Here is a 13,751-nt window from a genome sequence, read left to right on the forward strand (position 1 = left end):
TGCGGCCTGTGCAAGGTCCACGTCGAATACAGCAGTGAGAGAGTTGCATGAGCGTTCCGTCGGGGTTCTTCCGCCAGCTCGGCCTGGCGGGGAACCCCGCGACGCCCCGAGCCCTGCTCCTTGTGCTGGCGCGTTCCCCCTATCAGGACGTCCTGGCCGAGCTGGCGGGCCGTGCGGAACTGGGCCAGGAGCGGCTGGCGGAGCTGTTTGTGCAGGGTGGCGCCCGAGCGGAACACACCAGCCTTGCCAACCCCAACTGCCCGCCGTCGGTGCTGGTCGCCATCGCGGACACCGGGGACACGCTTCTCGTCGCAGAGGCGTTCCGGCATGCGAACTTTCCGCCGCAGCTCCTTGCCGATGTCTTCCAGGGGGCCGGCCGGCCGCAATGGCCGGCCGATGCGGCACCTGGAGTGCTTGCCAACCCGTCGTTCCCGGTCCACCTCCTGCGTACCGCGGTCGACGACGACCGCCGCGCGGTGCGCGCACAACTCGCTTTGAACCCGGCACTTCCACGTGACGGCGTCCAGAAGCTGCTGACCGATCCCGACCCGCAGGTCCGGCTGGCCGTCGCAGAGCGAACGGACCTGTTGCCAGACGAACGTCTCGCGCTGCTGAGAGAACTGGCAGCGGCGCAGCCGGATGACATCGCGGGAGTGAGCGACCTCCCCCTTCCGGTGGCGAGATGTCTGGAGGACACGGTCTCGCTCACAGGCCTGCGGCTGCTGGCCGCGAACACCTCGACTCCGGCGGACGCAGTGGGCCGTTTTGCCTCCCACCGGGATCCCGAGGTCGAGGCAGCGGCCCTGCGCAACGAGAAGTGCCCGATCTCGGCACTGGAGGTCGCCGCACCGTCGCCGCGAACGGCTGTACGAGTCTGCGTGGCCGCGAACCGTGCAACTCCACAGGAGGTGCTGCGGGCGCTGGCCGGCGACCCGGAGGCGACGGTTCGTGCCGCGGTGGCCGGCAACCCCGGCACGCCGATCGGCGTCCTGACCGCCATGGCCGCCGAGACCTCCCGGAATGTGCGCTCACGAGTGGCCCGCAACGCGCAGTGCCCGCCGGACCTGCTGGAGCACCTGCTGTCCGACCCCGACGGGATCGTCGTGCTCTCGGCAGCCGGGAACCGGCGCCTCCCGGAGCCTGCCATGTGGCGGATAGCGGAGGCGTCCGACTGATGTCGGCGTGGAGTGCCGTAGGTCGTGGAATCGGATGCGGCGGAGGCGGGCCCGGTGGAGGATGCCGTTGAACTGCCGCGTGAGGGCGGCGGGTCCGATGGTGTGGCCGCCGGGGCGGGCGAAGATGTGCCCGTTGTCGATCCAGGCCGCACCGGCCGCCTCCCGCTCCTGGGCTTGCCGCTGGCAGTGGCGCGCAGTGAGGTGACGCAGGCGGCGGGCAGGGCGATGCGCCCCTCCGAGCTGATGGCCTTCGTAGGCGGGGTGGTGAGTCCTCGGCTGCGGGTGCGTTGAAGGGTGGGGGTGCCCGAGTCAAGGCTGAGGTCGTCCCAGGCCAGGCCGAGGAGTTCGCCTTTGCGTAGACCGGTGTGGAGGGCCAGTGGCGGTGAGCTTGGCGAGCTTCTTCTTGCCGAGGCCGGGGGCGAGGCACTGGTTCACGACGGCGGTGTAGCGGGTGTGGGTGATCTCGCGGAGGTGGTGGACGGCGACGTTGTCGAGCCAGTAGCCGAGGTAGGCGGCGAGGCTGCCCTGGACGGCGAGGATGTATCCGGCGGCTTCCCGTCGGCCGTCTTTGCGCTGGTAGACGGTGCCGTCGCCGTTGGCGCGGGCTCGCCGCAACCCGCGCCGCGTGGATGACCGAGGGCGAGGGAGGGGAGGTGGCGGGTGCGGAGGAGGTCGTAGACGGCGGTGCGGCTGAGTTGGAGGCGTTCCATGACCTGGGGGACGGCGAAGAGTTTGGCGTCGGCGGTCACGCGACCCCCACGCCCGGACGGCGCCGGTCAGCCAACCGGAGGAGTGACCGGCGCGGTCACCGGGACGCTCCGACCGCCGGGTTCGGGTCGATTGCTCGGGTCGGGTCTGCCGGGTCGCACAGTGGTCAATTGCCTTACTTGTACGGGACTTCGGACGATGTGCGACTACACGAACCGAATTCCGTAACACGAAGAAAACCTGAAAGTGCTTGGAGAGGGGAACAATCCAGCCAGCATCCGCGCACCGAGCACGCAGGCAACGAGGAGTATCGCCATGTCCGAAGCGCAGAAGGTCGACAACCGGCCAAGTGCCGTACCACCGGCGGCAGGTGGGGTCGACGGGTTCTTCAAGATATCCGCCAGAGGCTCCACCATCGGCCGGGAGATACGCGGCGGCTTCGCCACGTTCTTCACCATGGCCTACATCCTCGTCCTGAACCCGATCATCCTCGGCAGCGCCAAGGACAAGTTCGGGCACACGCTCGACACCGGCCAACTGGTCACCGCCACCGCGCTGGTGGCCTGCGTGATGACCGTCATCATGGGCATCGGCGGCAACCTCCCGCTCGCCATCGCCGCGGGCCTCGGCCTCAACGCCGTCGTCGCCTTCCAGATCGCCCCGCTGATGAGCTGGGACGACGCGATGGGCCTCGTCGTCCTCGAAGGCCTCCTGATCTGCGTCCTGGTGCTCACCGGCCTCCGGGAAGCGATCATGAACGCGATCCCGCAGCAGCTCAAGCAGGCGATCGGCGTCGGCATCGGCCTGTTCATCGCGTTCATCGGCTTCGTCGACGCCGGGTTCGTCAGCCGCATCCCGGACGCGGCGAACACCACCGTCCCCGTGCAGCTGGGCGCCGTCGGCCGGCTCACCGGCTGGCCCGTGCTGGTCTTCTGTCTCGGTGTGCTGCTCACCATCGCGCTGCTCGCGCGCAAGGTGAAGGGCGCCATCCTCATCAGCATCGTGACCATGACCGTCGTCGCGATCGTCATCGACGCCGTCGCCGACATCAAGAGCTGGGGGCTCACCACCCCGAAGGTGCCGGACAAGATCGTCGACAGCCCGGACTTCGGCCTCGTCGGTCACTTCAGCCTGTTCGGCGGCTTCGCCGAGGCCGGTGCGCTCACCGCGGTCCTGCTGGTCTTCACCCTGGTCCTGTCGGACTTCTTCGACGCCATGGGCACCATCGTCGGCATCAGCGCCGAGGCCGGGCTGCTCGACGAGCAGGGGCAGGTCCCGGGCATCGGCCGGGTGCTGTTCATCGACGGCGCCGCCGCCGTCGCGGGCGGACTGGGCTCCGCCTCCTCCAACACCGCCTACATCGAGTCCGCGGCCGGCGTCGGCGAGGGCGCCCGTACCGGCTTCGCCAACCTGGTCACCGGCGGCCTGTTCGGTCTCGCGCTCTTCCTCACCCCGCTGCTGACCATCGTCCCGCTCCAGGCCGCGGCGCCCGCGCTGATCGCGGTCGGGTTCCTGATGATGACCCACGTCAAGCACATCGACTGGGACAAGTTCGAGATCGCGATCCCGGCGTTCCTGACCATCGTCGCGATGCCGTTCACGTACTCCATCACCGACGGCATCGGCGCCGGCTTCCTCGCCTACGTCGTCATCAAGACGGTGCTCGGCAAGGCCAAGGAGGTCAACTGGCTGCTGTGGGCCGTCTCGGCGCTGTTCCTGGTGTACTTCGCGATCGATCCCGTGGAGCAGCTCCTCGGGGTCAAGTAGGACCGGCGGGGGCGGCCCGGCCGGACCGCCCCCTGCCCGGCCGCTAATTGAGCGACGCCTTCATCATCGCCCTGGCCACCGGCGCGGCCAGCCCGTTGCCGCTGACCTCGGAGCGGGCCGCGTCCGACTGCTCGACCACGACCGCCACGGCGACCTCCTCGCCGGTCTTGTCGGACGTGCCGTACGAGGTGAACCAGGCGTACGGCGTCTTGCTGTTGTTCTCGCCGTGCTGGGCCGTGCCCGTCTTGCCGCCCACGGTCACCCCGTCGACGAGCGCGTTGGTGCCGGTGCCCTCCTCCACGACCGTCTGCATCGCCGACCGCAACTGCTTCGCGGTGGCGGAGCTGACGACCTGGGTGCCGGCCGCGTCGTCGTCGTAGTTCTTCAGCACGTCGCCGCCGCCGTCGGTGATCTGCGCGACCATGTGCGGGGAGACCAGCTTGCCGTCGTTGGCGATGGCCGCCGACACCATGGCCATCTGCAGCGGTGTCGCGGTGACGTCGAACTGACCGATGCCCGACAGGGCCGTCTGCGCCTCGTCCATGCCGGACGGGTACACGCTGGGGTAGGCCCGGACCGGGACGTCCTGGCTGTCGTCGTCGAAGCCGAACTTCTCCGCCATGGCCCGCACCTTGTCCTGCCCGAGCTGCACGGCCATGTGCGCGAAGACGTTGTTGCAGGAGTACTGCAACGCGACCCGGATCGTGGCGTCCGCGCACGGCGCCGAGGCGTTCTCGTTCCTCAGGACCGTGCTGGTGCCCGGCAGGGTGTACGGGTCCGGACTGTCCGTGCGCTCGTCCACCGACGTGTACAGCCCGTTCTCCAGCGCGGCGGCCGCCACCACCAGCTTGAAGGTCGAGCCCGGCGGCAGCGGCTGGCGCAGCGCCCGGTTGGTCAGCGGCTTGTCGGCGTCGGCGGTGAGCTTCTTCCAGGCCGCCCCCGCGGTGTTGGCGTCCGTGAGCGACGAGGGGTCGTACGACGGGGTCGAGACGACCGCCAGGATCCTGCCGGTCTTCGCGTCGATCGCGACGGCCGCGCCCTTGTTGCCGCCGAGCGCCCGGTACGCCGCCTTCTGCACGGCGGGGTCGATCGTCGTGATCACGTTCCCCGGGTCCGCGCGCTTGTCGGTGACGGTGTCCAGGGCGGTCCGCAGGCGGTCGTCCGTGCCGTTGAGGAGGTCCTGGTAGATGCCCTCCAGCTGGGTCGGCGCGTAGCTCTGCGAGGCGTAGCCGGTCACCGCCGCGTACAGCTCGCCGTCCGTGTAGGTGCGTCGGTAGCGGAGATCTCCGTCCTTCGTCCGTGCCGAGCCGGTGATCGCCTCACCGGCCACGACGATGTTCCCGAGCGGATCCGCGTACGTCGTGATCGCGTTGCGCCGGTTGTCCTTGTCGTCCGCGAGTGCCCGGCCCTCGTAGAACTGCACCCATGTCGCCCTGACCAGCAGGGCCAGCACGAGGAGCAGCGCGAAGACCGATGCGCGCCTGATCGTCTTGTTCATCGCGCCCGGACAGACGAACGGGCGGAGGGAAATCGTTCCCATCCGCCCGGTTTTCTCATCGTATGTTCATACGGCGTGACGTCGGCCGCCTCAGTCGCGCAGCGTCAGCACGATCTCGGCGATCTCCTCGCCGCGCGCGTGGGCGAAACCGGTGGCCCGGGCGCTCTCGCGGAAGCCGCACTTGCGCAGCACCCGCAGCGACCCCTCGTTGTCCGCCGCCGCCCGCGCGTACAGCGGGCGCTCGCTCACCTCCGCGAGCAGGAGCCGCAGCGCGGCCGTGGCGATCCCGCGCCCCCAGTAGGCGCGGTCCACCCAGTACGTCACCTCGCGCTCGCCCGGTTCCCCGTACACCGAGGCGGTTCCGACGACGTCCCCGTCGACCAGCACCGTACGGACCAGCTCCCGGTCCCTTATCCGCCGCCACTTCGCCTCGAAGCCGTCGCGGTCGGCCGGGTCCTGAGGCGTGAACGCGGCCATCCGCAGGGACTCCGGGTCGTTCATCTGCCGGAAGAAGACCGCCAGATCACTGTCGTGCACCTTGCGCAGGGCGACTTCCATCGTCTTCAGAGCCTCCGAGTGGCGAGCGTCAGCCGGTCGCGGGCGTCGAACAGGGCGTCCTTCACGAGCTGCTCGTGGGCCGGGGTGAGCCGGGCCACCGGCACCGAGCAGCTGATCGCGTCCCGGGCCGGGGTGCGGTACGGGATGGCGACGCCGAAACAGCGCAGGCCCAGCGTGTTCTCCTCCCGGTCCACGGCGAAGCCCTGCTCCCGGACCTGGTGCAGTTCCTCGATGAGCTTCTCACGGTCGGTGATCGTGTGCTCCGTCAGCGCCGGGAGCGACTCGGGCAGCAGCTTGCGGACCTGCTCGTCCGTGTACGTGCTCAGCAGCGCCTTGCCCAGGGAGGTGGAGTGGGCGGGCAGCCGGCGGCCGACCCGGGTGAAGGGGCGCAGGTAGTGCTGGGACTGCCGGGTGGCGAGGTAGACGACGTTCGTGCCGTCGAGGCGGGCCAGGTGGATGGTCTCGGTGGTGTCGTCCGAGAGCCGGTCCAGGGTCGGCCGGGCCGCCGCGACCACCTCGTCGCCGTCGATGTAGGAGGTGCCGACGAGCAGCGCGCGCACCCCGATGCCGTACCGCGTGCCCGTCGCGTCCGTCTCCACCCAGCCCAGTTCCACCAGCGTGCGCAGCAGCATGTACAGGCTGGACTTGGGGTAGCCGACGGCCTCCTGGACCGACGCGAGGGAGTGCATACCGGGCCGTCCGGCGAAGTATTCCAGCAGTTCAACCGTCCGTACCGCGGACTTGACCTGCGCTCCGCCCCCCGTCTCGCCTGCCGACATCGCCCTTGACCCCTTCGTTCGACGGGAAATAGTCTCCGACAGCATATTCATCATCAGAGACGGTGTTCAGTATATCGAACGCCCTGGTGGATGACGTACGTACTGCGGCATTGCATGCGGCATTCGATGTGGAGGGACCCGCGGTGGCAGCAGCACCAGTCTGGAGTGTCGACCCCCGAACCGGGAAGCAGCGTGAACAGGTTGCGGTGGCGGCCACGGCCCAGGAGGTGGATGCCGCCGTCCGCGCCGCGCACGACGCGCGTGGCGCGCTCGCCGACCGCACCGTCCGCGCGGCCTTCCTGCGCGCGGCCGCCGCGCACCTGGAGGCGGCCCGGGACCAGCTCGTCGAGGCCGCCGACGCCGAGAGCGCGCTCGGTCCGGTCCGGCTGACCGGGGAACTCGCCCGCACCTGCTTCCAGCTGCGGGCCTTCGCGGACATCGTCGACGAGGGCGCCTTCCTCGACGTGGTCATCAACCACCCCGACGACACCGCTACCCCGCCGATCCCGGACCTGCGCCGCTACAAGGTGCCGCTGGGTGTCGTCGCCGTCTACTCGGCGTCCAACTTCCCCTTCGCCTTCTCCGTCGCGGGCGGCGACACCGCGAGCGCGCTGGGCGCGGGCTGCCCGGTCGTGGTCAAGGCCCACCCCGACCACCCGGCGCTGTCCGAACTGGTCGCCAAGGTGGTCCGCAGGGCCGCCGCGGAGCACGGCATCCCGGACGGTGTGCTGGGCCTGGTGCACGGCTTCGAGGCCGGTGTCGAGCTCATCAGGCACCCGCTGGTGTCCGCCGCGGGCTTCACCGGCTCCGTCCGGGGCGGGCGCGCGCTGTTCGACGCGGCGGCCGCGCGGCCGGTGCCGATCCCGTTCCACGGCGAGCTCGGATCGCTGAACCCGGTCGTGGTGACCGAGGCCGCGGCCGTGGAGCGCGCCGAGGCCATCGGTACCGGGCTCGCCGGGTCCATGACGCTCGGTGTCGGACAGTTCTGTGTGAAGCCGGGGCTGGTGCTGGTGCCGGCGGGCGCCGCGGGCGACGGACTGGTCAAGTCCCTCACGGACGCCGTCAGCGACACCGAGGCCGGGGTCCTGCTCGACCACCGGATGCGCGACAACTTCATCGCCGGGGTGGCCGAGCGGGCCGAGCTCGCGGACGTGGACTCCCCGGTGACCCCCGGCGCGGGCGGCGAGCACACGGTGAGCGCGGGCTTCCTGACCGTACCGGCGACCAGGCTGACCGCCGGGAGCGAATACGACCTGCTGCTGGAGGAGTGCTTCGGACCGGTCACCGTGGTGGCCCGCTACGAGGACGACGCCGAGGTGCGCGCGGTGCTGTCGCGGCTGCCGGGCAACCTGACCGCGACGGTCCAGCTGTCCGAGGCCGAGGCGGCGGGCGAGGGGCGCGGCGCGGAGATCCTCGCCGAGCTGACCCCGCTCGCCGGCCGCGTCCTGGTCAACGGCTGGCCGACCGGGGTCGCGGTGGCACCGGCCCAGCACCACGGGGGCCCGTACCCGGCGACGACCTCGACGTCGACGTCGGTCGGCGGCACGGCGATCGAGCGCTGGCTGCGGCCCGTCGCCTACCAGAACGCGCCGGAGGCCCTGCTGCCCCCGGAGCTGAAGGACGACAACCCGCTGGGTCTGCCGCGCCGCTTCGACGGCCGGCTGGAGCGGTAACCGGAGTCCTCTTCCACGGCCGGCCGGACGGCGGCCCAGGGGGCCGCGGTGACCGCACGCCCCCTCGGACCCGTCCGGCCCCGGCCGCCCGGCCGCCTGCCGACCCGGACCCGGAACCCCCTCGGGTTTCTCCGGACCGCCTGAGAGAATCCGCCGATGGACGTCGAACTCCCCGAACTCCCTTTCCCCTTGCGCACCTACGGCCCCGACGGGCACTGGGTCTACGAGGACGGAATGCTCAGCGGATGGGCCGGACCCCGGCAGGACCGGTTCGTGTCGCCCACCGGCGAGGCGCTCGATCCCGCCACCGACGCCCCCCGGCTGCTGGGGGCGCCCGAAGGCGACTTCCAGCTGATCGCCCGGGTCACGGTGGGCTTCGCCGCCGCCTTCGACGCCGGGGTGCTCTACGTCCACGTCGGCGAGCGGGCCTGGGCCAAGCTCTGCCTGGAGTACTCCCCGGACGTGCCCACCGTGTGCACGGTGGTCACCCTGGGACACTCCGACGACGCCAACTCCTTCACGGTGGAGGGCAGTTCGGTCTGGCTGCGGGTGAGCAGGACCGGCCGCGCCTTCGCCTTCCACGCCTCCCGGGACGGCAAGCGCTGGACCTTCGTCCGGCTGTTCACCCTCGGCGGGGAGAAGGAGACGGGCGCCGCCCTGGTCGGCTTCATGTCGCAGTCGCCGATAGGGGAGGGCTGTGTCGTCACCTACGACCACATCGAGTTCCGGCCCGCCTGGCCGGACGACCTGCGGGACGGCAGCTGAGCCCGGAATCCGGCGATCCGGGGCGGGCGGGAATAGCGCGGGCTGTTTGAACGTTCACGCATCCGGCGGAGGGAGTCTCCGCGCCCGTGCGACCTGGAGAGAGCCGAAGACATGCGCGTCGAGATCTGGAGCGACATCGCCTGCCCGTGGTGTTATGTCGGAAAAGCCCGTTTCGAGAAGGCGCTCGCGACCTTCCCGCACCGTGACCAGGTCGAGGTCGTGCACCGCTCCTTCGAGCTGGACCCCGGGCGCGCCAAGGGCGACACCGTGGACGTGCTCACGATGCTCACCAAGAAGTACGGCATGAGCCAGGCCCAGGCCCAGGCCGGGGAGGACAACCTCGGCACCCAGGCCGCCGCAGAGGGACTGGCGTACCGCACCCGGGACCGCGACCACGGCAGCACCTTCGACATGCACCGGCTGCTGCACTTCGCCAAGGAGCGGGGCCGCCAGGACGAGCTGCTCCAGATCCTGTACCGGGCCAACTTCGCCGAGGAGCGCTCCGTGTACACCGAGGGCGACGAGCGGCTGGCCGAGCTCGCCGTCGAGGCCGGACTGGACGGCGACGCGGCCCGCGAGGTGCTGGCGGACCCGGACCGCTACGCCGACGAGGTCCGCGCCGACGCGCGCGAGGCCGCCCAGCTCGGTGCGAACGGCGTACCGTTCTTCGTCCTGGACCGCGCCTACGGCGTCTCCGGCGCCCAGCCCGCGGAGGTCTTCACCCAGGCGCTGACCCAGGCGTGGGGCGAGCGCCCGGTGCTGAAGCCGGTCGGCGGCGACGCCGCAACCGACGGCGCACAGGCCTGCGGCCCCGACGGGTGCGCGCTGCCGCAGTGACGAAAGCCCAGCTCCGGGCCCATCCATAAGCGTTCGTTTGCGGAACCGTCCAAGAACGCGCAATGGACGGTGACTTCATGGGACCGCAGAGTGGTCCCATGAAGAACTTCGAGAGCGTCGTCCGTGCCGAGTTCGAACCGAAGAACACCTTCCTGAACACCGCGAGCAACGGGCTGCTCCCGGCCCGCACGGTGGCCGCCCTGTCCGAGGCGGCCCGCGTCCGGGCCGAGGGGCGGCCGCTGACCTCGCTGCACGGGGACGTGGAGGAGTCCCGGGCCGCGTTCGCCCGGTTGGCCGGTGTCCCGGTCACCCGGGTGGCCGCCGGCCCCTCGGTCGCCGCGCACACCGCGTTGATCGCCGCCTCGCTGCCCGCCGGTGCCGAGGTGCTCACCGCCGAGGACGACTTCGCCTCCGTGGTGAACCCCTTCCATGTCCGCGGCGACCTCAAGGTGCGCGCCGTGCCGCTGGAGCGGCTCGCCGAGTCCGTCCGTGCGGGCACCGCGCTCGTCGCGGTCAGCGCCGCCCAGTCCGCCGACGGGCGGATCGCCGACCTGAGCGCGGTGCGCGAGGCGGCCCGGACGCACGGGGCACGGACCTGCGTCGACTGGTCCCAGGCGGCCGGCTGGCTGCCGATGGCCGCCGACGACTTCGACTACACCGTCTCCATCTGCTTCAAGTGGCTGCTCGGCCCGCACGGGGCGGCCTTCCTCGTCGTGCCGGAGGACTTCGGCGGACTCACCCCGCTGCTGGCCGGCTGGGTCGCGGGGGAGGAGCCCTGGGACAGCTGCTACGGCCCGGTCACCGAACTCGCCCACTCCGCTCGCCGGTTCGACGTCAGCCCGGCCCTGTTCAGCTACGCGGGACTGCGCCACTCGCTCGCCCTCGTCGAGGAACTCGGGGTGGACGCCGTGCACGCCCACGACCTCGCCCTCGCCGACCGCTTCCGCGCGGGTCTCGAGTCCCTCGGCCGCGAACCGCTGCCCTCTCCCGGCTCGGCCATCGTGTCCGTGCCCGGACTGGGCCGTCTCCAGCCCGAGTTGAGCCGTGCGGGCATCGAGGTCTCCGACCGCGCGGGCAACCTGCGCGCCTCCTTCCACCTGTACAACACCGTCGCGGACGTGGACCGGCTGCTGGACGTCCTGGCCGGTGCCGGGCGGGGGATCACCGGACCGGCGTGAAGTCCCGGGCCCCGATGCCGTGTTGCCCGGGGGCGACCCCCGGGCCCCCGGCAGGGGGTGGTTCACCGGACCGGTGTGAAGTCCCGGGCCCCGATGCCGTGTTGCCCGGGGGGTGACCCCCGGACCCCCGGCAGGGGGTGGTTCACCGGACCGGCGTGAAGTCCCGGGCCCCGATGTACTCGGGCCGTCGTACCGGAGCCGCGAACGGCTCCACCGCGGCGTTCTCCACGCTGTTGAACACGATGAAGACGTTGCTGCGCGGGAACGGCGTGATGTTGTCGCCGGACCCGTGCATGCAGTTGCAGTCGAACCAGGTCGCCGAGCCGGCCCGGCCCGTGAACAGCCTGATGCCGTGCCGGTCCGCCAGCGCGGTCAGCGCCTCGTCCGACGGCGTGCCCGCGTCCTGCATCTGGAGGGACTTCTTGTAGTTGTCCCGCGGGGTGGCCCCCGCGCAGCCGAGGAACGTGCGGTGCGAGCCCGGCATGATCATGAGGCCGCCGTTGGTGTCGTGGTTCTCGGTCAGCGCGATCGAGACGGACACAGTGCGCATGTTCGGCAGACCGTCCTCGGCGTGCCAGGTCTCGAAGTCGGAGTGCCAGTAGAAGCCGCCGGCCCCGAACCCCGGTTTGACGTTGATACGGGACTGGTGGACGTAGACGTCCGAGCCGAGGATCTGCCGGGCCCGGCCGACCACGCGCTCGTCGCGGACGAGCCGCGCGAAGACCTCGCTGATCCGGTGGACCTCGAAGACGGACCGGATCTCCTGGGACTTCGGCTCCCTGACGGACCGCGGGTCGGCGCGGACGGCCGGATCGGCGACCAGCCGCTCCAGCTCCTGCCGGCAGACGGCCACCTCGTCGTCGCCGATGAGCCGGTCGACGGTGAGGAAGCCGTCGTGTTCATAGGCCTGGAGGTCGGCCGTCGAGACCGGTCCCGGGGTGTCCGGGGCGCCCCAGACGACCGGGTCCTGGCGCGGGACGACGACCTCGCCGGTGCCGCGGCTGGGGTACGGATCGGTGATCACGGTCATGGGCGTCACACCTCCTCGGGCTCGGTGAGCAGCGGGTACACGCCGTTCTCGTCGTGGTCCTCCCGGCCCGTGACGGGCGGGTTGAACACGCAGATGCAGTGGAAGTCCTCCTTGACGCGCAGCGTGTGCCGCTCGTGGCCGTCGAGGAGGTACATGGTGCCGGGGGTGATCGTGTACGTCCGGCCGGCCTCGTGGTCGGTCAGCTCGGCCTCGCCCCTGGTGCAGACGACGGCCTCGATGTGGTTGGCGTACCACATCGACGTCTCGGTCCCGGCGTACAGGACGGTCTCGTGCACCGAGAAGCCGACCCGTTCCCGGGCGAGGACGATCCGCTTGCTCTCCCAGGTGCCGGACTTCGCCCTGACGTGCCGGTCGGTGCCTTCGATGTCCTTGAACGAACGGACGATCATGAGTGGTGGTCCCTCCTTGTCAGACGGTTTTCCCGGACCCTTGTCAGGCGGTTTCCCGGACGGCGCGGGCCACGACGCGCAGGCCCTCGTCCAGTTCCTCGGGTGTGACGGTGAGGGCGGGCAGCAGTTTCACCACCTCGCTCTCCGGGCCGGACGTCTCGATGAGCAGCCCGAGTTCGAAGGCCCGCCGGGCGACCCGCTCGGCGCGGCCCCTGTCGTGGAACTCCAGGCCCCACACGAGCCCCCGGCCCCGGTACTCGCGGACGTCGGCGAGGTTCTCCTCGGTGATCGAGACGAGTGCCTGCTCCACCTGTTCGCCGCGGGTGCGGGTCTGCTTCTCCATGGCGGCCCCGTCGGCCCAGTACGTCTCCAGCGCGGCCGTCGCCGTCACGAACGCCGGATTGTTGCCGCGGAAGGTGCCGTTGTGCTCGCCCGGCTCCCACACGTCGAGTTCGGGCCTGAACAGGCACAGCGACATCGGCATCCCGTAGCCGCTGATGGACTTCGAGACGGTGACGATGTCGGGGGTGATCCCGGCCTCCTCGAAGGAGAAGAAGGCCCCCGTGCGGCCGCACCCCATCTGGATGTCGTCGACGATCAGCAGCATGTCCTGGCGCTCGCACAGCGCGGCGAGCGCGCGCAGCCACTCCGGGCGGGCGACGTTGATGCCGCCCTCGCCCTGCACGGTCTCCACGATCACGGCGGCGGGCTTGTTCAGACCCGAGCCCTGGTCCTCCAGCAGCCGCTCGAACCACAGGAAGTCCGGCACCCGGCCGTCGAAGTAGTTGTCGAACGGCATGGGCGTGCCGTGCACCAGCGGTATGCCGGCGCCCGCCCGCTTGAACGCGTTGCCGGTCACGGCGAGCGACCCGAGCGACATCCCGTGGAAGGCGTTGGTGAACGACACGATCGCCTCGCGGCCCTTCACCTTCCGCGCCAGCTTCAGCGCGGACTCGACGGCGTTGGTGCCGGTCGGCCCCGGGAACATGACCTTGTACGGCAGGTCGCGCGGGCGCAGCACCAGGTCCTGGAAGGTCCGCAGGAACGACCGCTTGGCGACGGTCGACATGTCGAGCCCGTGGGTGACACCGTCGCGCTGCAGATAGTCGATCAACGCCCGTTTGAGTACGGGGTTGTTGTGGCCGTAGTTGAGTGATCCGGCGCCGGCGAAGAAGTCGAGGTAGCGGCGGCCGTCCTCGTCGTACATCTGGCTGCCCTGCGCGCGGTCGAAGACGACCGGCCAGCCGCGGCAGTAGCTGCGCACCTCGGACTCCAGGGTCTCGAAGATGCTCAGGTCGGGCTGGGTGATGGTCACGGCGAAACGCTCCTCGGTGCGACGGGTGTCAGTGCGACGGGTGTCGGTACGACGGGTG

General features: G+C 70.8%; 12 protein-coding genes and 1 pseudogene. 6 read left to right on the forward strand and 7 right to left on the reverse strand.

The annotated features are described in order from the left end of the window. Positions 1-47 precede the first annotated feature (47 nt). Positions 48-1,175: a hypothetical protein gene (locus ACZ7OY_RS06225; RefSeq protein WP_471910254.1), complete on the forward strand. Its 1,128-nt coding sequence runs from the start codon at positions 48-50 to the stop codon at positions 1,173-1,175. Here the strand turns inward: ACZ7OY_RS06225 and ACZ7OY_RS06230 are convergent. After that, a pseudogene (locus tag ACZ7OY_RS06230) lies at positions 1,176-1,790 on the reverse strand (tyrosine-type recombinase/integrase); the annotation flags it as partial. Between the two features lie 408 nt (positions 1,791-2,198). Here ACZ7OY_RS06230 and ACZ7OY_RS06235 point away from each other — a divergent pair. Next, the gene (locus ACZ7OY_RS06235) at positions 2,199-3,650 is read left to right on the forward strand and encodes an NCS2 family permease (RefSeq protein WP_471910255.1); all 1,452 of its coding nucleotides are present in this window, start codon (positions 2,199-2,201) and stop codon (positions 3,648-3,650) included. Between the two features lie 43 nt (positions 3,651-3,693). Here ACZ7OY_RS06235 and ACZ7OY_RS06240 read toward each other — a convergent pair whose 3' ends face one another. The 3 genes from ACZ7OY_RS06240 to ACZ7OY_RS06250 form a co-directional block, all read right to left on the reverse strand. Continuing rightward, on the reverse strand, positions 3,694-5,148 hold the full coding sequence (locus tag ACZ7OY_RS06240) for a peptidoglycan D,D-transpeptidase FtsI family protein (protein WP_471910385.1): 1,455 nt from the start codon (positions 5,146-5,148) through the stop codon (positions 3,694-3,696). A gap of 90 nt (positions 5,149-5,238) precedes the next feature. Beyond that, the gene (locus ACZ7OY_RS06245) at positions 5,239-5,706 is read right to left on the reverse strand and encodes a GNAT family N-acetyltransferase (protein ID WP_471910256.1); all 468 of its coding nucleotides are present in this window, start codon (positions 5,704-5,706) and stop codon (positions 5,239-5,241) included. A gap of 5 nt (positions 5,707-5,711) precedes the next feature. Next, entirely contained in the window at positions 5,712-6,485 is a 774-nt protein-coding gene (locus ACZ7OY_RS06250; protein ID WP_152892745.1) for an IclR family transcriptional regulator, read from the reverse strand. Positions 6,486-6,628: 143 nt separating this feature from the next. Here ACZ7OY_RS06250 and ACZ7OY_RS06255 point away from each other — a divergent pair, with 143 nt between their 5' ends. The 4 genes from ACZ7OY_RS06255 (at position 6,629) to ACZ7OY_RS06270 (ending at position 10,938) form a co-directional block, all read left to right on the forward strand. After that, positions 6,629-8,158 carry an aldehyde dehydrogenase (NADP(+)) gene (locus ACZ7OY_RS06255; RefSeq protein ID WP_471910257.1) on the forward strand — a complete coding sequence of 510 codons (1,530 nt, stop codon included), beginning with the start codon at positions 6,629-6,631 and terminating at the stop codon, positions 8,156-8,158. A 156-nt stretch (positions 8,159-8,314) separates the two neighbouring features. Next, positions 8,315-8,923 (forward strand): DUF1349 domain-containing protein, encoded by a 609-nt coding sequence (locus ACZ7OY_RS06260; RefSeq protein ID WP_351606593.1) that lies wholly within the window; start codon positions 8,315-8,317, stop codon positions 8,921-8,923. Between the two features lie 111 nt (positions 8,924-9,034). Then, complete coding sequence (locus tag ACZ7OY_RS06265) at positions 9,035-9,760, forward strand: DsbA family oxidoreductase (RefSeq protein ID WP_471910258.1); 726 nt, start codon at positions 9,035-9,037, stop codon at positions 9,758-9,760. 98 nt (positions 9,761-9,858) lie between these two features. Next, the gene (locus tag ACZ7OY_RS06270; protein WP_471910259.1) at positions 9,859-10,938 is read left to right on the forward strand and encodes an aminotransferase class V-fold PLP-dependent enzyme; all 1,080 of its coding nucleotides are present in this window, start codon (positions 9,859-9,861) and stop codon (positions 10,936-10,938) included. Positions 10,939-11,080: 142 nt separating this feature from the next. On the opposite strand, the gene thpD is transcribed toward ACZ7OY_RS06270, so the two are convergent. The 3 genes from thpD to ectB are packed head-to-tail and all read right to left on the reverse strand — an operon-like array spanning position 11,081 to position 13,693. Then, complete coding sequence (gene thpD, locus ACZ7OY_RS06275) at positions 11,081-11,968, reverse strand: ectoine hydroxylase (protein ID WP_471910260.1); 888 nt, start codon at positions 11,966-11,968, stop codon at positions 11,081-11,083. Positions 11,969-11,973: 5 nt separating this feature from the next. Next, positions 11,974-12,378, reverse strand: coding sequence for an ectoine synthase (locus tag ACZ7OY_RS06280; protein ID WP_351606603.1), 405 nt, complete (start codon positions 12,376-12,378; stop codon positions 11,974-11,976). 43 nt (positions 12,379-12,421) lie between these two features. After that, positions 12,422-13,693 carry a diaminobutyrate--2-oxoglutarate transaminase gene (gene ectB, locus ACZ7OY_RS06285; RefSeq protein WP_471910261.1) on the reverse strand — a complete coding sequence of 424 codons (1,272 nt, stop codon included), beginning with the start codon at positions 13,691-13,693 and terminating at the stop codon, positions 12,422-12,424. Positions 13,694-13,751 lie beyond the last annotated feature (58 nt).

The sequence above is a fragment of the Streptomyces sp. NPDC107559 genome (assembly GCF_055657365.1).